The organism is Burkholderia sp. TSV86 (assembly GCF_001522865.1).
In the GTDB taxonomy this organism is placed as follows: domain Bacteria; phylum Pseudomonadota; class Gammaproteobacteria; order Burkholderiales; family Burkholderiaceae; genus Burkholderia.
On sequence record NZ_LOWB01000050.1, the window covers coordinates 16889 to 35423 of the forward strand.

Below are 18535 nucleotides of genomic sequence, written 5' to 3' on the forward strand. Positions count from 1 at the left end.
GCGCCCGTGTCGCGGTCAATCGGCGAAAACGGCTCCGCGCTCAGCCATATCGAGCAGCGACGCCGGCGGCGCGAAGCGCTCGCCATAACGCTGCGCGAGCGCCTGCGCCCGCGCGACGAACGCTTTCACGCCGTAAGCGTTGATGTATTGCAACACGCCGCCGTGCTGCGGACAGAAGCCGAGCGCGAACACGCTGCCGATGTTCGCGTCGGCCACGTTCGTGACGATCTGCTCGTCGAACGCGCGCACGGCCTCGAGCGCCTGCGCGAACAGCACCCGCTCGGCGATTTCGTGCTCGTCGAGCGGCGCTTGCGGCGCGAAATGCCGGCTGAGTTCGGGCCATACGCGCTTGCCGCCGACGCCGTAGTCGTAGATGCCGCGGCCATCCTTCTTGCCGGTGCGCCCGAGCTCGACCAGCGTGCGCAGCGTGTCTTCCGCGCCGCTCGGCTGGTATGCGTCACCGAGATCCTTCTGGGTCTGGATCATGATCGCGAGCGGCAGCGTCAGGCTCACTTCGTCGAGCACGGTAAGCGGGCCGACCGGCATGCCGGCCTTGACCGCGGCCATGTCGACGCGGCGCGGGTTTTGGCCTTCGGCGACAAGACGCGCGCCCTCGGCGATATAGCGCGAGAACACGCGCGACGTATAGAAGCCGCGCCCATCATTGACGACGATCGGCGTCTTGCCGATCTGCAGCACGAAGTCGAACGCGCGCGCGATCGTCTCCGGCGACGTCTTCGCGCCGCGGATGATCTCGACGAGCGGCATCTTGTCGACCGGCGAAAAGAAGTGGATGCCGACGAACCGCTCGGCGCGGCTCGACGCGCCGGCAAGCCCGGTGATCGGCAGCGTCGACGTGTTGGATGCGAACACGCCGTCCGGCGCCATCACCGCCTCGGCCTCCTGCGTCACGCGCGCCTTGAGGTCGCGGTTCTCGAACACGGCCTCGATGATCAAGTCGCAGCCCGCCAGATCGGCCACGTCGGCGCTCGGATGGATGCGCGCGAGCAGCGCTTCCTTCTTCTGCGGCGTGCTGCGCCGCTTCGCAATCGCCGTGTCGAGCAATTGCGCCGAATAGTCGCGGCCCTTTTCGGCGGCTTCCTTCGACACGTCCTTGAGCACCACGTCGATGCCGGCCTTCGCCGCGGCATACGCAATGCCGGCCCCCATCATGCCCGCACCAAGCACGCCCAGCTTGCCGACGCGCGACGTCGGCAAGCCGGCCGGCCGCGACGCGCCCTTCTTCAGCGCATTGAGCTGATACCAGAGCGTCCCGATCATGTTCCGGCAAACCTGCGACGTTGCCGCATGCGCGAAGTAGCGGCTTTCGACACGCAGCCCGTTGTCGATATCGAGCAGGCAACCTTCGAATACGCACGACAGGAGATCGGTGGCGGCCGGATACAGGCGCTGGGTTTTCGCGCTCGCGATCGCCGGTGCTATCGAGAACACCTGCACGATGCCCGGATGCTTCGAATCCCCGCCGGGGATGCGGAAATCCTTGCGGTCCCAAGGCTGGACCGGGTTAGGATTCGCACGCGCCCAGGCTTTCGCGCTCGCCAGCAGCTCGTCGCGGTTGGCCGCGAGCGCATCGACCAGCCCTTCGGCGAGCGCTTTTTCCGCACGCAGCGTCTTGCCTTCGAGCAGCAACGGCAGTGCGCGTTGAATGCCGATCATGCGCGGCAGACGCTGCGTGCCGCCGCCGCCCGGCAACAAGCCGAGCTTGACCTCGGGCAAGCCGACCTGGAGCTTCGCATCGTCGATTGCAATCCGGTGGTGGCACGCGAGCGCAAGCTCGTAGCCACCGCCGAGCGCGGTGCCATTGAGCGCGGCCACGACCGGCTTGCCGCTTTTCTCGATGCGGCGCAGCAGCGCCTTGTAATCGTCGGCCAGTTGCATCGCCTGTTGCGGCGTGTCGATCGCGTACAGCCGGTCGATGTCCGCGCCGGCGATGAAATCCGCCTTGCCCGATGTGATGACGGCGCCCTTGACCGCTTCATCGGCTTCGATACGTGCGACCACCGCTTCGAACGCCCCGGCGAACGCGTCGTCGAGCACGTTCATGCTGCGGCCTGGCAAGTCGATCGTGACGGTCAAGATGCCGTCATGGTCCAGCTCGGTATGAATGGCATACGTCGTCATGGCTCAAACCCGTTCGATGATGGTGGCGATGCCCATGCCCGCGCCGACGCAAAGCGTGACGAGCGCGGTCGATTGATCGGTGCGCTCGAGTTCGTCGAGCGCGGTGCCGAGCAGCATGCAGCCGGTCGCGCCGAGCGGATGGCCCATCGCAATCGCGCCGCCGTTGACGTTGACGCGCTCGAGCCCGATGCCGAGTTCGTGCGCGGTGCGCATCGGCACCGCGGCGAACGCCTCGTTGACCTCGACGAGATCGATATCGCCCGCGTTCATGCCGGCCTTGGCGAGCGCCTTGCGGCAAGCCGGCGTGGTGCCCGTCAGCATGATGGTCGGATCGGAGCCGATCACGGCCGTCGCGCGAATTCGCGCGCGCGGCTTCAACCCCTGCTCCGCGCCGGCGTCGCGACTGCCGATCAGCATCAGCGCGGCGCCATCGACGATGCCCGACGAGTTGCCGGCGTGATGCACGTGATCGACGGCTTCCAGTTCGGTGTACTTGCGCAGCGCGGTCGCATCGAACCCCATCTGGCCGATCATCGCGAACGACGGCTCGAGCGCGCCCAGCTTCTCGAGCGACGTATCCGGGCGGATCGTCTCGTCGCGCTCGAGCACCACCACGCCGTTGACGTCGCGCACCGGTACGAGCGAGCGCGCGAAGCGCCCTTCGCGGCGCGCGGCGTCGGCGCGCTGGTGCGAACGCAGCGCGAATGCGTCGACGTCCTGCCGGCTGTAGCCCATCTGCGTGGCGATCACGTCCGCGCCGATGCCCTGCGGAACGAACTGCAGCGCATCGTTGACGCGCGGGTCCATGTACCACGCGCCGCCGTCCGAGCCCATCGTCCAGCGCGACATGCTCTCGACACCGCCCGCGACGACGAGATCCTCCTGCCCCGACATCACCTTCATCGCGGCCAGATTCACGGATTCGAGCCCGGATGCGCAGAAGCGGTTCTGCGTGACGCCCGCGATGCGCTCGTCCCACCCCGCGTACAGCACCGATACGCGCGCGAGATTCGAGCCCTGCTCGCCGATCGGGGTGACCACGCCCAGCACGACGTCGTCGACCCGGCTCGTGTCGAGCCGGTTGCGCTCGCGCAGCGCATCGTAGAGATTCTTCAGCAGATGGATCGGCGTGATCTGATGCAGGCTGCCGTCCTTCTTGCCCTTGCCGCGCGGCGTTCGCACGGCGTCGTAGATGAATGCGTCTGTCATGGGTCCGTTCCGCAGGAGTGGACGAGGGGAATCGCTTCGGCGCTTGCATCTAGCATGCCTGGCATGTCCGGCGCAGGCCGCGCTACATGAACCGCGCGACCAGCTCGCGCATGATCTCGTTGGTGCCGCCGTAGATGCGTTGCGCGCGCGTATCCGCATAGATGCGCGCGATCGGATATTCGAGCATGTAGCCGTAGCCGCCGTGCAGTTGCAAGCACTGGTCGGTCACGCGGTTTTGCATCTCGGTAATCCAGAATTTCGCGGCAGCCGCCGCATCCGGCGCAAGCGCGCTCTTCAGCACAAGCTCCAGGCACCGGTCGACGAATACCCTGCCGATCGCGATCTCGGCGCGCATCTCGGCAAGCTTGAAGCGGGTGTTCTGATAAGCGGCGACCGGCTTGCCGAACACATTGCGCTGCTCGGTATAATCCTTCGCGAGCCGCCAGCTCGTCTCGGCCGCGGCCTGCGATGTGATCGCAATGATCATCCTCTCCCACGCAAGCTCCTTCATCAGCATGATGAAGCCTTGCCCTTCAACGCTGCCGAGCAGATTCGAGCGCGGCACGCGCACGTCCGAGAAGAACAGCTCGGCCGTGTCCTGCCCCTTCATGCCGATCTTCGCGAGCGGCCGGCCTTTGGTGAAGCCCGGGCGGTCCGCCTCGACGAGAATCAGCGAGATGTCTTGCGAGCCCTTGCCGCTGCCGCCCGTCTTCGCGACGACGATCACGAGATCGCTCAGATAACCGTTCGTGATGAAGATCTTGCTGCCGTTGATCACATAGTCGTCGCCGTCGGCGACGGCGGTGGTCTTGACCGCCTGCAGATCCGACCCCGTACCGGGCTCGGTCATCGCGATCGCGCTGATGATTTCGCCGCTGGCAAGCTTGGGCAGCCAGTGGCGTTTCTGCTCGTCGGTGCCGAAATTGAGGATATACGGCGCGCAAATATCCGAATGCAGCGCGAAGCCAAGGCTGCTGTCGCACGCATACGCGGCCTCTTCGATCAGGATCGTCGAATGCAGGCGGTCGCCGCCTGCGCCGCCGTATTCCTCGGGAATCGCCGTGCACAGAAAACCGAGTTCGCCCGCGCGCTTCCAGATATCGCGATCGACATGCTGCTGCGCTTCCCAGCGCTCACGATTCGGCGTCACCTCCTGCTCGAGAAAGCGTCGGAACTGCCGGCGGAACTCTTCGTGCTCGGGGCCAAACAGGGTGCGAGGAATCATGAAAAACATCTCCGATGAAAATCAACCGGCACTTGCCACCACGTGCGGATCACACGCATCCGATATCCACTCAATATGAGTAATTTATTTACACTTAAATAAATTTCATTAAAATCAAGTTAGCGAGTGCATCGTATATTTTGGGAAAAATCCCCGTCAATATTCAAACACAAGGGTAAACGCGAATTGATGTTGAAAATGTAATTTAATTACACATTCAATTTAACCGATCCTGAAAACCATGAGTGAAACACCGATGAAACGCAGGCCGGCGGTCGAGGCTCGCATCGAAGAGGCAACCATGCGGCTCGCCGCGCACCAATCGCCCGACGAGATTTCGTTCGCCGAAGTCGCGGCGCAAGCGCATTGCTCGCTGCAAACGCTGTACCGGTATTACGGCAGCATGGAGGCTCTGTGGCTCGCCTGCGCCGGGCGCGTGCTCAAGCATCTCGGCGACCGGATCATTGATCACCTGCAAGCGATCGAAAGCTACAAGGACCGGATGAGAAAAGTATTCTGGCTCATGCTCGATTTCTTCGAGCGCCACGACAATTTCATCAAGCTGTTCATGGAAACCGTGCATTTCCAGCGCTGGATGAACGACATTTCATTCAAGCAGCCCGAGGTGAGCCGGGTCGTGCTCGACATGATCGCCGAAGGGCAGGCAAGCGGCATCCTGACGGACGAAGTCGACAAGGTCGCCATCCTCGATTTCATCTACGGCGTCGTGTTCCGCTTCGTGCAAATGCATCAAATCCGCCGCATCAAGCAATCGAATGCGCAACGATCGAACGCACTGTTTGAAATGCTGTGGCGGGCAATCGCGAACCCCCATCCTCAGCGCGAACGCGGCTAGCCCGGCTGGCGCGGCAAACACGGCGTTTCAAACGGCTCAGCGTGCGCCGCCACATCAAGGCCCGCCCTACTTTCAGGCGCGCGGCACTTCATCCGGCGGCCGGCACGGCTTGTCGGCTCGCAGCGGCATCGGCCGCCGCGAACCGTCATGTACCGCCGCCAAGCGGCGAACATCCGGCGAACATCCGGCGAACCGGGCCCCAAAACCCGGCAAACCCGGCGCCCACCGCCGCAGCAGCGTCGCAGCCGCCGCAGCAACAGTCAGCGCCGCCGCATGCCCGGCGGCGCTAACGCGGCGCACACACGCAGCCGCCGCCCCCGGCCGCCGCGACGTTCGAGAATGCCGCCTGCCGGTGATACACTCGCATCACTCTTTGCGAACCCGTTTCTATGAAATTCTGCTCCGTTTGCGGCCACGAAGTGATCGCGCGCATCCCGCCTGGAGACAATCGCGAGCGCTTCGTCTGCGACCATTGCGGCATGATCCATTATCAGAACCCGCGTAACGTCGTCGGCACGATCCCCGTCTGGGGCGATCAGGTGCTGCTGTGCCGCCGCGCGATCGAGCCGCGCTACGGATACTGGACGTTGCCCGCGGGCTTCATGGAAATGGGCGAGACGACGGCCGAGGCCGCCGCGCGCGAAACGCTGGAGGAAGCGGGCGCGCGCGTCGAGGTGCAAAACCTGTTTTCGCTGCTGAACGTGCCGCACGTTCATCAGGTGCATCTGTTCTACCTCGCGCGGCTTGTCGATCCGGCGTTCGAGGCAGGCGAGGAAAGCCTCGAGGTGCGTCTTTTCGACGAGGCCGACATTCCGTGGGACGACATCGCGTTTCCGACTGTCAGCCAAACGCTGCGCTTTTTCTTTGCCGATCGCGAAGCCGGCGATTACGGCATTCATACCGGCGATATCTTCCGTTCGCTGCGCAACGGCTAGGCGCGCTCATGGTCCCCTGGCTCGACCCCGGCGATCCGTTTCCGAGCGTCGAGCACGCGCTCGGCGCGTCGAGCGGCGCGCCCGGCCTGCTCGCGGCGAGCGCCGATCTACCGCCGGCACGTCTTATCGACGCGTATCGCCACGGCATCTTCCCATGGTATTCGGACGGGCAGCCGGTGCTGTGGTGGAGCCCCGATCCGAGAATGATTCTCGCGCCGGCCGAGTTCCGGGTTTCCGCCACGTTCAGAAAAACGCTCAAGCGCGTGCTGCGCGAACCACGCTGGGAAATCCGCATCGATCACGATTTTGCCGGTGTGATGCGCGCGTGCGCGCAGGCGCCGCGCCGCGGACAGCAAGGCACATGGATCACGCCGGAGATCGTCGATGCGTATTCGTCGCTGCACCGTGCGGGCGATGCGCATAGTATCGAAACCTGGCTCGACGGCGAACGGGTAGGCGGCCTCTACGGCGTGTCGTTCGGCCAGATGTTCTTCGGCGAATCGATGTACGCGAATGTCGCCGACGCGTCGAAAATTGCGCTCGCCGCACTCGTCGCGCATCTACTCGATCATAAAGTGGAAATGATAGACTGCCAGCAGAACACGTCGCATCTGGCGTCGCTCGGCGGTCGCGAAATTGCGCGCCGCGCATTCGTCGCGCATGTGCGCCGTGCGGCGGCGCAACCCGCGATTCCCTGGCAATTCGACAAGACCGCCATCGCCGGTCTGCTCGGCCGCCGCATGACGGCGACGGGTGCCGCCGGCCGTTAGCTTCGCATAACATGAGACATCGAGAGCCGCCCATGACTCATCCCACTGAGCTGCCGCTTTCACCCCTTTCGGCGCTGCAATTTTATGCAACCGCCCCTTACCCGTGCAGTTATCTGGACGGCCGGATCGCGCGCTCGCAAGTGGCCACGCCGAGCCACCTGATCAATTCGGACATCTACACCGAACTCGTGAAAGCGGGCTTCCGGCGCTCCGGCGTGTTCACGTACCGGCCCTATTGCGACGGCTGCCGCGCATGCGTGCCGGTGCGCGTGCCGGCTGACGCGTTCACGCCGAACCGCACGCAGCGGCGCACGTGGAAACGCCATCGGACACTCGTCGCAACGGTTTCCCCGCTGCATTACGACGAAGAGCACTACGCGCTCTACATGCGCTACCAGTCGGCCCGCCACGCGGGCGGCGGAATGGATCGCGACAGCCGCGACCAATACGAACAGTTTCTGCTGCAAAGCCGGATCAACTCGCGGCTCGTCGAATTTCGCGATCACGAACCGCCGGCGAGCGACGTGGGCATGCTGCGCATGGTCAGCATGATCGACATCCTCGGCGACGGCCTGTCGTCGGTCTACACGTTCTTCGATCCGGACGACGTCCACGCGAGCTACGGCACCTACAACATCCTCTGGCAAATCGAGCAGGCCAGGAGCCTGCGTCTGCCTTACGTCTATCTGGGCTACTGGATCGGGGAAAGCCAGAAGATGGCGTACAAGGCCAACTTCCATCCGCTGGAGGGTCTCATCGACGGCCGCTGGAAAGTGCTCGACCCGGCGCACGTCGATTTGCCGCCCGTCGACGCCGCGCTCGCGCGCGCACCGCTGCCGGGCGGCCATTCCGGCACGCGCTGACGCCCGCTGCCTGCCGCCCGGGCCATCCGAATGGGTCAAATCCCGCCGCGCGGCGGGCACGGCAGCGCATCTCGGCTAAAATAGCGGGTTGTCAATTTTTCGGCTGCTGCCTTCTGTCCCGTGTTCAGCTCCCTTTATCCACTCGCGCGCGCGTCCCTCTTCAAGATGGATGCGGAAGACGCTCACCATCTGACGCTGCGCATGCTCGGCGTCGCTGGCCGCTCCGGTCTCGCTTGCGCGCTCGCCGCGCGCGTACCCGATGCGCCTCGCACGGTAATGGGGCTGACGTTCCGCAATCCGATCGGCCTCGCGGCCGGCCTCGACAAGGACGGCGCGTGCATCGACGGGCTCGCCGCGCTTGGCTTCGGCTTCATCGAGGTGGGCACGGTCACGCCGCGGGCGCAGCCTGGCAATCCGCGCCCGCGCATGTTCCGGCTGCCGGACGCGGGCGCGCTGATCAACCGGATGGGCTTCAACAACGGCGGCGTCGAGCAGTTCGTCAAGAACGTGCAGGCGGCCCGCTACCGGGGTGTGCTGGGCCTGAACATCGGCAAGAACGCCGATACGCCGATCGAGCGCGCGGCGGACGATTACTTGTATTGCCTCGAGCGCGTCTATCCGTTCGCGAGCTACGTGACGATCAACATCTCGTCGCCGAACACCAAGAACCTGCGCCAGTTGCAAGGCGCGAACGAACTCGATTCGCTGCTCGCCGCACTCAAGGACAAACAGCAGCGCCTGGCCGACTTGCACGGCAAGCACGTGCCGCTCGCGCTGAAGATCGCGCCCGATCTCGACGACGAGCAGGTGAAGGAAATCGCGGCGATGTTGCTGCGCCACCGCATCGAAGCGGTCATCGCGACCAATACGACGCTGTCGCGCGAAGCCGTCAAGGGGCTGCCGCACGCGGACGAGGCAGGCGGGCTGTCCGGCAGGCCGGTGTTCGACGCGTCGAACGCGGTGATCCGCAAGCTGCGCGCGGAACTGGGCGACGCAATCCCGATCATCGGCGTCGGCGGCATCTTCTCGGGCGACGATGCGCGTGCGAAACTCGCCGCGGGCGCGTCGCTCGTGCAGCTCTACACGGGCTTCGTCTACCGCGGTCCGGCACTCGTCGCCGAATGCGCAAAGGCGCTCGCGCGTCAACACGCGCCTTGATATAGAAATAAACAAACTATATTTAGCTATCGATTGCTACTTAGCTATCATCCCGTCCCGATACCCGTGCCTTACCCCAGGCGGAGGAAATAACACAATGAAATTCGCATTGCTGAAGAAGCTCATGGCTGCCGGCCTGGTCGGCGCGTCGCTCATGGGCGCGGCCGCACACGCGGCCGACTTGCTCGATGAAGTCAAACAGCGCGGCACGCTGCGCATCGGCCTCGAAGGCACGTTCCCGCCGTTCAACTCGAAGAGCGCGCAAGGCGATCTCGTCGGCTTCGACGTCGATATCGCAAAGGCCATCGCGGCGAAGCTCGGCGTGAAACCCGAGTTCGTGACCACCGAATGGAGCGGCATCATCGCCGGCCTGCAGGCCGGCAAGTTCGACGTGATCGTCAACCAGGTCGGCATCACCGACAAGCGCCGCGAAACGCTCGACTTCTCCCCGGCCTACACGTACTCGAACGCGCAGCTCATCCAGCGCAAGGATGATACGCGCGAGTTCAAGTCGCTCGATGCGCTCAAGGGCAAGAAGCTCGGCGTCGCGCTCGGCACGAACTATATGGACATGGCCAAGTCGGTGCCGGGCATCGACGTGAAGACCTATCCGGGCGCGCCCGAGTATCTGCGCGATCTGGCCGCCGGGCGTCTCGACGCGGCGCTCAACGACCGCCTGATGCTCGCGTACCTGATGAAAAATTCGCAGCTGCCGCTGCGCCCGGGCGCGAACGTCGGCTCGGCCAACCCGTCGGGTATTCCTTTCAAGAAGGGCAATCCGAAGTTCGCCAAGGCGATCGCCGATGCGATGACGCAGCTCGAAGCCGATGGCACGTTCACGAAGATCTCGGACAAGTGGTTCGGCATTGACGTGACGAAACCCGCCAAGTAACCGGTCAACGCCCCGTCCGGCCAAGCGCGCGACTTGCCGCGCCCGGCCTGCGGCAACCAGGGCGGCATGCGTGACGATGCCGCCCTTTGCATTGCGCGTCCGGTTTATGATTGCGCTTTCGCGCAAGCCTCGCCACGCTTCACATGTCGACCACTTCCCTCCTCGTCCAATCGCTTCCGGTCCTGCTGCAGGGCGCGCTGCTGACCGTCAAGTTCGCCGCGCTCTCGATGGTGGTCGGCCTCGCCGGCGGTGTCGTGCTCGCCCTGATGGGCATCGGCGGCAACGCGTTCGTTGCCGGTCTCGCGCGCGCCTACGTCAGCGTGATGCGCGGCACGCCCCTGCTCGTGCAGATCTTCGTGGTTTATTACGGACTGCCAAGCCTCGGCCTGTCGCTCGATCCGACGCCCGCCGGCGTGATCGCACTGTCCGCGAACGTTGCCGCGTATCTGTCCGAAAGCATGCGCGGCGCGATCCACGGCATCGATAAAGGACAATGGCTCGCCGCCTACAGCCTCGGGCTGTCGTGGCGGCAGACGCTGCGCTACGTGATCGGGCCGCAGGCGCTGCGCATCGCGGTGCCGAGCCTGTCGAACAGCCTCATCAGCCTGATCAAGGACACCTCGCTCGTCTCGGTGATCACGGTCACCGAGCTGCTGCGCAGCGCGCAGGAGATCATCGCCGCGACTTATCAGCCGCTGCCGCTCTATCTCGCCGCGGCGGCCGTCTATTGGGTGCTGTGCCAGCTCCTTGAATGGGCGCAGCGTTGGTACGAGCGACGGCTCGCGCTGCCGGGCCGGCATTGAGCGCGCCTGGGCCGGCGCGCTGCCGGCCCAGGCGCGGCGAGCGGCGTCAGTCCATCGGATAGCGCACGCCGAGCGCCGCGCGCGCCGCATCGGTCATCGCGATCATCCGTCGGGAATGATCGTGCGTCATCACCGGGCTTTCGAGCGCCCCCGCACGCAGCAGCTCGCAGAAATGCGCGGCTTCGTAATTGAGGCCGCCGCCGTCGAACGGCTCGTCAAGCTCGACGATGCGGCCGTCCGCATAACGGATCGTCGCCCGCGCCGGATTCCACCAATTCTCGTGAATGGTCACGGTGCCGCCGCTGGCGGCAAGCAAAGCGTCGCCACGTCCCATCACGTCGAGTCCGCAAAAGAGCTGCGATATGCCGCGCTCGTGCCGCGCATTGACGCTCGCGAACACGTCCACGCCGGTCGCGCCGACACGGCCGAGCGTCTGCATATCGAGCACGGCGCCGAGCCAGTCGACCGCCAGGAACATTTCGTAGATGCCGATATCGAGCAGTGCACCGCCCGCGTGCTCCGCGCGATAGACGGGATGCCCGGCGGGCACCGTCGACGATGCGCAGCCGGCGCGCACGAGCGCGACGTCGCCGATCGGGTCAGTGGCCAGATGCGCACGCAATTTCCGGTATAGCGGATAGAACGGCGGCTTCATCGCCTCCATGAAAAGGCGCTGCGAGGCGCGCGCGGCGGCGAGCACCGCTTCGAGTTCCCGTGCGTTGACGGTCGCGGGCTTCTCGCACAACACCGCCTTGCCAGCGCCAAGCGCCGCGCACGCGTACTGCGCATGGCTGTCGTTCAGCGTCGCGATATAGACAGCGTCGATGCCGGAAGCAAGCAGCGCGTCGAAGTTGCCGACGCATGCGCCGCCGTGTTCGCGGCAAAATTCGGCGGCCGCGTCGGCGCGGCGCGCCCAGACGTGCGCGAGCGTGGCGTCGCGCACATGCGCAAGCCCTTGAGCAAACCTGCGCGCGATGCTGCCCGCGCCGACGATGCCGAAACGAATCGGCGCCGGAGAATGTTCGGTCATCGATGAGGATTCCGTGTCGCAGAACAAGCCGGCGCGAAGCAAAAAGCCGGGCCGGCCGCCATGATAAACGGCCGGCATGCGCCACGGCGATACAGCGACGCGATCAGCCCCGTTCGGGCAGCTCCACCGCGAAGTCTCGCATCTCCTCCACCGTGTAGCCGATCAGATCGAGCGCGGCGGCTTCCGCCTCGCGTGAATCGCGACGCTCGATCGCCTCGACCACCCGCGCGTGCGACTTGAACGCGAGCGCGCGAATGCCCTCGCGCTGGCTCATCCGGCGATTCACGAGCCGCAACGCGCCGCGAATGATCGCCGCCATCTGCTGGAAAAACTGATTGCCGCTCGCATGCACGATCCGCGTATGCAGCAGCTCGTCAGCCTCGTCGTAGGCCGGCGAACCCGGCTCGGCAAGCTTGAACAGCTCGAAAGCCTCGCGAATGCCTACGATCTCCGCCGTGCTCGCGCGCATCGCCGCCTGTGCGGTCGCACGCGGCTCGATCAGCGTCCGGAACTCGATCACGTCGCGCATGAATTGCGGATCCGGTTTTGCGCGGAAACGCCAATTCACCACGTCCTCGTCGATCATCCGCCAATCGTGCATCGGCCGCACGCGCGTACCAACCTTCGGCCGCACATCCAGCATGTCGCGCGCAAGCAACATCGACAACGCCTCGCGCATCACCGTGCGGCTGACGTCGAAGTCTTTCGACAGCACATCCTGCGGCGGCAATACGCCGCCATACTTGTCCTCGACGATTCCCGCGACAAGCCCATCCATCACTTTGCTGACCAGTGACCGGTCTTTTCCCTGCTCCATGAGACCTCCCCGAACATTACCTGTATTGGCACAATGCCCTCGCAGTCTCGCCGGCCCTTGATCGAAACAACTCTCAACTTCTGCTCTTTGTTCTTATGATCGATACGTTGCTGAGTTCGCCGAATTTACGCCATCTGGTAAACACCTGACAGGGTAATCCCTCTTACTATATCCAGAAATATTCGTTTCTCAAAAACCCCCGCCGGACGGGCTTTTCGAGCCCGCCCAGCCTGAGCCCGAATGGTTGGCGAAAGAATTGCGTTGCATTTTTTCAATTGAATGAAGCGCAATTCGATCAAGCTTACATTTCACATGAATTACTGAATAACTGAATTAATGCCGCGCATAGGCGATCGTCTCGACGCCGTGCTCCGTGCCGAGCAGGCACAAATCCGCGCCGCGCGCCGCGAACAACCCCACCGTCACGACCCCCGGCCAAGCGTTGATCGTTGACTCGAGCCCGCGCGGATCGTCGATCGACAGCCCCTTGACGTCCAGGATCTCGTTGCCGTTGTCAGTCACGTAGGGCGTGCCGTCCGGCTTCACGCGCAACACGGGCACGCCGCCGAGCGCCGCGAAGCGCCGGCCGACCGCGGTGCGGGCCATCGGCACGACCTCGACCGGCAGCGGGAACCGGCCGAGCACCGGCACGCGCTTGCTCGCATCGGCGATGCAGACGAACGTTTCGGCGACCGAAGCAACGATCTTCTCGCGCGTCAGCGCGCCGCCACCGCCCTTGATCATCGCACCTGACGCGTCGATTTCGTCGGCGCCGTCGACATACACCTGCAGCGCGTCGACTTCGTTCAGATCGAAGACCCGGATGCCGTGCGATTTCAGGCGCTCGGTTGTCGCGACCGAACTCGACACCGCACCGCGATAGCGATCCTTGAAGGCGGCGAGCGCATCGATGAAGCAATTGGCGGTTGAGCCCGTGCCCACGCCGAGCACCGCGCCTTGCGGCACGTTGTCGATCACGTAACGGGCGGCGGCCTCGCCAACGAGGCGTTTGAGTTCGTCTTGGGTCATGGCAGCGTCAAATCGTCAAAGGTGCAAAAGGCGCAAGTTTACCGGCAGCGGGCGCCGCCGCCCGCTTTTTTTCGCCATGTGCGCGCCGCCCACGCAAGCCGCGCGACGTCCTTCGCATCCCGAACCATCCCGTTCGGACAGGCGCCGTTGGCCGCCCGCGCTACTTTTTCAAACCTCGCTGCCGCACCGCCTCATACAGGCAAACGCCGCTCGCAACCGATACGTTCAAGCTCTCGACGCTGCCCGCCATCGGGATGAACATCACTTCGTCGCATGTGTCGCGCGTCAGACGCCGCATCCCCTCGCCCTCCGCTCCCATCACGAGCGCGATGGGGCCGTCGAGCTTCGTATCGTACAAGCTCGCCGTCGCGTCGTCCGATGTACCGATCACCCATACGCCCGCATCCTTCAGTTCGCGCAACGCCCGCGCGAGATTCGTCACCGTGATGTATGGCACCGTATCGGCCGCGCCGCTCGCGACTTTCGCAGCCGTCGCATTGAGGCCGACCGCACGGTCGCGCGGCGCGATGATCGCGTGCGCGCCCGCCGCATCAGCCACGCGCAAGCACGCGCCCAGGTTGTGCGGATCGGTCACGCCGTCGAGCACGAGCAGCAACGCCGGCCCGCCGATGCCGTCCAGCAGTTCCGCGAGATTCTGCGCAAGCGGCAGATCCTCGACGCGCGCGACAACGCCCTGGTGCCGCTCGGTATGCGCGAGCCCCCAAAGACGCGTTTCGTCAGCGGCAATGACGCGCACGCCCGCTTCCTTCGCGGCGTGCAGAAAATCCTGCATCCGGCGATCGCGGCGCGTCGCATCGTAGAACACCTCGGCAACCGTCGACGCGTCGTGCCGCATGCGCGCGGTCACCGCATGAAAACCGTAGAGAACCTTCAAACGTGACATGGCTCGAACAACCTTCCATCAAAAACCATGGCCGCGCCCGGCGCGCGGTCATATGGGAAAAGAAAAGCGCCGCGCACCCAGCCGGGCGCGCGGCGTCTCGATCGGCAAGCGTCGCCGGCAATGGGCGACACGCGCATTCAGTACTTCTTGCGCGAACGCGCTTTTTTTGCGGCGGGCTTCGCCGCCGCCCCCTTCTTGCGCGCGGCGCGCGCCTCCTTCACCGCCGCGCTTGGCGCAGCCGCCGCCTTCTTGCGGCGCACGGGCGCCTCCGCGGGCGGCAACGCGCGCACACGCGGGCCGCCCGGCTCGGCGGCGCCGGACACCGATGCACGCGGGGCTTTGACCGGCGTATCGCGCACGAGGCGGAAATCGATCTTGCGCGCGTCGAGATCGACGCGGCTCACCTGCACCCGCACACGATCGGACAGCCGATAGCGAATACCGGTGCGCTCGCCGCGCAACTCGTTCTTCACTTCGTCGTACTGGAAATAATCCGCGCCGAGTTCCGTCACATGCACCAAGCCTTCGATAAACAGCGTATCGAGCTGCACGAAAATGCCGAACGACGTCACGCCGTTCACCATCCCGCCATATTCCTCGCCGAGCTTGTCGCGCATGAAATAGCACTTGAGCCACGCCTCGACGTCGCGCGACGCCTCGTCCGCGCGGCGCTCGTTCGCCGAGCAGTGCAGCCCAAGCTCTTCCCAGATCGCCGCGTTCGAACGCGCGCGGCCGCGCGATTCGTCGTCCTCGCGTTGCATCGCGCGGGCGCGCGGCGACAGCGCGGTGTTCAACTCGACGCCGTCCGGCGATTTCGGCACGTACTTCTTTCCCGCGAGAATCGCATAGATCGCACGATGCGTAAGCAGATCGGGATAGCGGCGAATCGGGCTCGTGAAATGCGCATAGGCATCGTATGCCAGCCCGAAATGGCCGATGTTGTCGGGGCTATAGACGGCCTGCTGCATCGAGCGCAACAACATCGGCTGCAACATCTGCGCATCGGGGCGGTCGCGGATGTGCGCCATCAGCGCCGCGTAATCGCTTGCGTGCGGCGTGTCGCCGCCGCCGAGCGTGAGGCCCATGTCGCGCAGGAACGCGCGCAGGTTCTCGAGCTTTTCCGGCGTCGGTCCCGCATGCACGCGATACAGGCCCGGATGCTTGTTGCGCTTCAGAAAATCGGCCGCGCAGACGTTCGCGGCAAGCATGCACTCCTCGATCAGACGGTGCGCGTCGTTGCGCTGGCGCGGCAGAATCTGCTCGATCTTGCCTTGCGCATTGCAAACGATATAGGTTTCCGTCGTGTCGAAATCGATCGCGCCTCGCTTTTGCCGCGCGACGAACAGCGCCTTGTAGACGCCATATAGATTCTGCAAATGCGGCAGCAACTCCGCGCGGCGCGCCGCCTCCGGCCCCTTGGTGTTCGCCAGCACCGCGGCCACCTCGGTATACGTCAGGCGCGCGGCCGAGTGAATCACGGCCGGATAGAACTGATAGGCCTTGATATCGCCTCGCGCGTTGATGACGATGTCGCAGGCAAGCACGCAGCGGTCGACCTGCGGATTCAGCGAACAGAGCCCGTTCGACAGCTTCTCCGGCAACATCGGGATCACGCGGCGCGGGAAGTACACCGACGTGCTGCGCTCGAGCGCGTCGGCATCGAGCGCGCTGCCCGGCTGCACATAGTGCGAGACGTCCGCGATCGCGACGATCAGGCGAAAACCCCCGCCGCGCCCGAGCGCAACGGGCTCGCAATATACCGCGTCGTCGAAATCGCGCGCGTCCTCGCCGTCGATCGTGACGAGCGGCACATCGCGCAGATCGACGCGATAGCGCAGATCGGCCGGTCTCACCTTGTCCGGCAGCGCGGCGGCCTCATCGAGCGCAGCGCCGCCGAATTCGTAAGGCACGCCGTACTTGCGCACCGCGATCTCGATTTCCATGCCGGGATCGTCGATGTCGCCGAGCACCTCGACCACGCGGCCGAGCGGCTGCGAATGCCGGCTCGGAAAATCCGTCAGCTCGACGACGACCACTTGCCCGACCTTCGCCTTCTTTGCGTTTTGCGCGACCAGGATATCGTGGCCGATGCGCTTGTCCTCCGGCGCGACAATGAGCGTGCCGTTCTCGTTCAGCATGCGCCCGATCACGCGCTTGTTCGCGCGCTCCGTCACCTCGACGACATGCCCTTCCGGCCGCCCCCGCCGGTCGTAGCCGACGATCCGCGCAAGCACGCGGTCGTTGTGCATGACCTTTTGCATCTCCGCGTTCGGTAGAAACAGATCGTCTTGGCCGTCGTCACGAATCACGAAACCATAGCCGTCGCGATGGCCCTGCACGCGTCCCGCGACGAAGTTCGACGGATGCGTCAGCTGATAATGACCACGCTTGTCGAGCCGGATCTGGCCGTCGCGCTCCATCGCGGCGACGCGCCGGAAGAATCCTTCGCGCTCCTGACGCTTGATCGACAGCGCTTCGGCGATGTCGTTCGCGGCGAGCGGCGCGTCGCTCGTGCGCAGCACGCCGAGAATCTCTTCGCGGCTCGGGATGGGATACGGATACTTGCTCAAGGGCTTGTCGATGATTGTTCTCGGTGCGTTTGGCTTGCGTGACGGGCAGCAGACAGACGCTGGACGGGCGTCCCGCTCGTTCATGCCGCCCCATTCTAACACCCGCTGCTGCACCAAACGGGCCACCGGCCGCGTATTGAGTAGCATTCGGCCAGATCGATTCGAGTGCTGAAAAAGTATTGACAGCCTCGTTCTGTACCTTATAATGGCGATCTTTGCAGCACACACCTGCCCAGGTGGCGGAATTGGTAGACGCACTAGGTTCAGGTCCTAGCGGTGGCAACACCGTGGAGGTTCGAGTCCTCTCCTGGGCACCAGTTGTTTTGAAAAAGCCGGCTTCCAGCCGGCTTTTTCATTCCCACTTCCCGTTGCGAAAACCCAAAGCGGGGCAGGCTTACGGATTCGTGACATCCCGCGAACGCGCCCGCATACGCGCGCCTCGAGTCCAGGCATTCGGTGCATGCATCGGACGCCCCCCCGGGCCCTCGACTTCAAACGCCGTTCCAGCGCTTCGTCGCGCTCGCGACACGCTCGCCCAACAATTCGGCCGTCTTTCGATCGCTTTCGAGAATCGCTTCGCCGCCTTGGTCGGCATTCGCCTGCGCCATGGCGCCCAGGAACGATCCGAGGCGGTTCAGATCATTGACCGATCCCGTGCTGCTATTGTTGCCGGGCATCAAACCCAGGCTGACCCACAGCATCTGATGCTGAGCCGCGAAGACGGCAAGCTGCTGCAGCGTCGCGAGCTTATCGCCGCTTTGCGAGGCGGACACCGTGAAGCCAGCCGCCAGCTTGTCGCGCCATTTGCCCCAATATTTGGACGACGCGTCCATGAAGCCCTTGAACTGCGCGGAAGCGCTGCCCATGTAGGTCGGCGAGCCGAAGATGATCGCGTTGGCATCGCGCTCCAGGTACTCCCAGTGTTCATCGATCGCCTCGACAGAAATCAGCTTGACCGATGCACCGTCGACTTTTCCGACTCCACGAGCGACCGCTTCCGCGATGACGGCAGCGTGGCCATAGCCACTATGGAACACCACTGCGATTTCAGACATGAAAACTCCTCTTCAGTTGCGATGGACTGCTAAAAGTTACTTTGATAGTAACAGAAAATCACCCATCCAGTTTGAACACGTCATATGCATCACCACTCACTGCGACTGCGGCCAGCGACAAGAAACGCCCGTGCTCGCCGAGCGAGCCGTCAACTGAACCGCCCCGGGAATTGTGGAGGCTGGTTGGTTTAAGTTGATGGGGGTTCAGCGGCAGCTGTTTCAAGTTGCCGATAGTAGTTTGCCTCAGCTTCGGCGGGCGGGATATAGCCGAGGGGTT

The 18535-nt window shown here is 64.4% G+C and carries 17 protein-coding genes and 1 tRNA gene; 8 read left to right on the plus strand and 10 right to left on the minus strand.

Annotated features, from left to right (window positions below; all coding sequences use genetic code 11):
* Window positions 1–15 precede the first annotated feature (15 nt).
* The 3 genes from WS68_RS28285 to WS68_RS08470 all read right to left on the minus strand — a co-directional run bounded on the left by WS68_RS28285 (window position 16) and on the right by WS68_RS08470 (window position 4576).
* Window positions 16–2142 (minus strand): 3-hydroxyacyl-CoA dehydrogenase NAD-binding domain-containing protein, encoded by a 2127-nt coding sequence (locus WS68_RS28285; protein WP_059570365.1) that lies wholly within the window; start codon window positions 2140–2142, stop codon window positions 16–18.
* Between the two features lie 3 nt (window positions 2143–2145).
* Window positions 2146–3351 carry an acetyl-CoA C-acetyltransferase gene (locus WS68_RS28290; protein WP_059570366.1) on the minus strand — a complete coding sequence of 402 codons (1206 nt, stop codon included), beginning with the start codon at window positions 3349–3351 and terminating at the stop codon, window positions 2146–2148.
* A gap of 82 nt (window positions 3352–3433) precedes the next feature.
* Complete coding sequence (locus WS68_RS08470) at window positions 3434–4576, minus strand: acyl-CoA dehydrogenase family protein (protein WP_059570382.1); 1143 nt, start codon at window positions 4574–4576, stop codon at window positions 3434–3436.
* A gap of 256 nt (window positions 4577–4832) precedes the next feature.
* On the opposite strand from WS68_RS08470, the gene WS68_RS08475 reads away from it, so the two are divergent.
* The 7 genes from WS68_RS08475 (at window position 4833) to WS68_RS08505 (ending at window position 10853) form a co-directional block, all read left to right on the plus strand.
* Window positions 4833–5432 (plus strand): TetR/AcrR family transcriptional regulator, encoded by a 600-nt coding sequence (locus WS68_RS08475; protein WP_059570367.1) that lies wholly within the window; start codon window positions 4833–4835, stop codon window positions 5430–5432.
* A gap of 389 nt (window positions 5433–5821) precedes the next feature.
* The gene (locus WS68_RS08480) at window positions 5822–6367 is read left to right on the plus strand and encodes an NUDIX hydrolase (RefSeq protein WP_059570368.1); all 546 of its coding nucleotides are present in this window, start codon (window positions 5822–5824) and stop codon (window positions 6365–6367) included.
* Between the two features lie 8 nt (window positions 6368–6375).
* The gene (gene aat, locus WS68_RS08485; protein WP_059570369.1) at window positions 6376–7137 is read left to right on the plus strand and encodes a leucyl/phenylalanyl-tRNA--protein transferase; all 762 of its coding nucleotides are present in this window, start codon (window positions 6376–6378) and stop codon (window positions 7135–7137) included.
* Between the two features lie 32 nt (window positions 7138–7169).
* Window positions 7170–8000, plus strand: coding sequence for an arginyltransferase (locus WS68_RS08490; protein WP_059570370.1), 831 nt, complete (start codon window positions 7170–7172; stop codon window positions 7998–8000).
* A 120-nt stretch (window positions 8001–8120) separates the two neighbouring features.
* Window positions 8121–9158, plus strand: coding sequence for a quinone-dependent dihydroorotate dehydrogenase (locus WS68_RS08495; protein ID WP_059570371.1), 1038 nt, complete (start codon window positions 8121–8123; stop codon window positions 9156–9158).
* 97 nt (window positions 9159–9255) lie between these two features.
* The gene (locus tag WS68_RS08500) at window positions 9256–10050 is read left to right on the plus strand and encodes a cystine ABC transporter substrate-binding protein (RefSeq protein ID WP_059570372.1); all 795 of its coding nucleotides are present in this window, start codon (window positions 9256–9258) and stop codon (window positions 10048–10050) included.
* Between the two features lie 143 nt (window positions 10051–10193).
* Window positions 10194–10853 (plus strand): amino acid ABC transporter permease, encoded by a 660-nt coding sequence (locus WS68_RS08505; protein ID WP_059570373.1) that lies wholly within the window; start codon window positions 10194–10196, stop codon window positions 10851–10853.
* 46 nt (window positions 10854–10899) lie between these two features.
* Here WS68_RS08505 and WS68_RS08510 read toward each other — a convergent pair whose 3' ends face one another.
* From WS68_RS08510 to rnr, 5 genes are all read right to left on the minus strand, one after another.
* Window positions 10900–11883, minus strand: coding sequence for a Gfo/Idh/MocA family protein (locus WS68_RS08510; RefSeq protein ID WP_059570383.1), 984 nt, complete (start codon window positions 11881–11883; stop codon window positions 10900–10902).
* Between the two features lie 103 nt (window positions 11884–11986).
* Window positions 11987–12700 carry a FadR/GntR family transcriptional regulator gene (locus tag WS68_RS08515; protein ID WP_059570374.1) on the minus strand — a complete coding sequence of 238 codons (714 nt, stop codon included), beginning with the start codon at window positions 12698–12700 and terminating at the stop codon, window positions 11987–11989.
* A 333-nt stretch (window positions 12701–13033) separates the two neighbouring features.
* Window positions 13034–13729 carry a ribose-5-phosphate isomerase RpiA gene (gene rpiA, locus WS68_RS08520; RefSeq protein ID WP_059570375.1) on the minus strand — a complete coding sequence of 232 codons (696 nt, stop codon included), beginning with the start codon at window positions 13727–13729 and terminating at the stop codon, window positions 13034–13036.
* A gap of 160 nt (window positions 13730–13889) precedes the next feature.
* Window positions 13890–14633, minus strand: a complete 744-nt coding sequence (gene rlmB, locus WS68_RS08525; RefSeq protein WP_059570376.1) for a 23S rRNA (guanosine(2251)-2'-O)-methyltransferase RlmB — start codon at window positions 14631–14633, stop codon at window positions 13890–13892.
* A gap of 137 nt (window positions 14634–14770) precedes the next feature.
* Window positions 14771–17203 (minus strand): ribonuclease R, encoded by a 2433-nt coding sequence (gene rnr / locus WS68_RS08530; protein ID WP_059570377.1) that lies wholly within the window; start codon window positions 17201–17203, stop codon window positions 14771–14773.
* Between the two features lie 230 nt (window positions 17204–17433).
* Here rnr and WS68_RS08535 point away from each other — a divergent pair.
* A tRNA-Leu gene (locus WS68_RS08535) sits at window positions 17434–17520 on the plus strand.
* Window positions 17521–17694: 174 nt separating this feature from the next.
* On the opposite strand, the gene WS68_RS08540 is transcribed toward WS68_RS08535, so the two are convergent.
* Both WS68_RS08540 and WS68_RS28790 read right to left on the minus strand, forming a co-directional pair.
* Window positions 17695–18258, minus strand: a complete 564-nt coding sequence (locus WS68_RS08540) for a flavodoxin family protein (protein WP_059570378.1) — start codon at window positions 18256–18258, stop codon at window positions 17695–17697.
* Between the two features lie 58 nt (window positions 18259–18316).
* Window positions 18317–18535, minus strand: a 219-nt coding sequence (locus WS68_RS28790) for a hypothetical protein (RefSeq protein ID WP_231752975.1), incomplete at its 5' end; no start/stop codon positions are given.

Bases quoted from the DNA above. Each gene is read 5' to 3' on its own strand.
- WS68_RS08540 (WP_059570378.1), bottom strand. From the start codon at position 18,258: ATGTCTGAAATCGCAGTGGTGTTCCATAGTGGCTATGGCCACGCTGCC.
- WS68_RS08490 (WP_059570370.1), top strand. From the start codon at position 7,170: ATGACTCATCCCACTGAGCTGCCGCTTTCACCCCTTTCGGCGCTGCAA.
- WS68_RS08480 (WP_059570368.1), top strand. From the start codon at position 5,822: ATGAAATTCTGCTCCGTTTGCGGCCACGAAGTGATCGCGCGCATCCCG.
- WS68_RS08475 (WP_059570367.1), top strand. From the start codon at position 4,833: ATGAAACGCAGGCCGGCGGTCGAGGCTCGCATCGAAGAGGCAACCATG.
- WS68_RS08515 (WP_059570374.1), bottom strand. From the start codon at position 12,700: ATGGAGCAGGGAAAAGACCGGTCACTGGTCAGCAAAGTGATGGATGGG.
- WS68_RS08470 (WP_059570382.1), bottom strand. From the start codon at position 4,576: ATGATTCCTCGCACCCTGTTTGGCCCCGAGCACGAAGAGTTCCGCCGG.
- WS68_RS28285 (WP_059570365.1), bottom strand. From the start codon at position 2,142: ATGACGACGTATGCCATTCATACCGAGCTGGACCATGACGGCATCTTG.
- WS68_RS08510 (WP_059570383.1), bottom strand. From the start codon at position 11,883: ATGACCGAACATTCTCCGGCGCCGATTCGTTTCGGCATCGTCGGCGCG.
- WS68_RS08505 (WP_059570373.1), top strand. From the start codon at position 10,194: ATGTCGACCACTTCCCTCCTCGTCCAATCGCTTCCGGTCCTGCTGCAG.
- WS68_RS08500 (WP_059570372.1), top strand. From the start codon at position 9,256: ATGAAATTCGCATTGCTGAAGAAGCTCATGGCTGCCGGCCTGGTCGGC.
- rpiA (WP_059570375.1), bottom strand. From the start codon at position 13,729: ATGACCCAAGACGAACTCAAACGCCTCGTTGGCGAGGCCGCCGCCCGT.
- rlmB (WP_059570376.1), bottom strand. From the start codon at position 14,633: ATGTCACGTTTGAAGGTTCTCTACGGTTTTCATGCGGTGACCGCGCGC.
- aat (WP_059570369.1), top strand. From the start codon at position 6,376: ATGGTCCCCTGGCTCGACCCCGGCGATCCGTTTCCGAGCGTCGAGCAC.
- WS68_RS28290 (WP_059570366.1), bottom strand. From the start codon at position 3,351: ATGACAGACGCATTCATCTACGACGCCGTGCGAACGCCGCGCGGCAAG.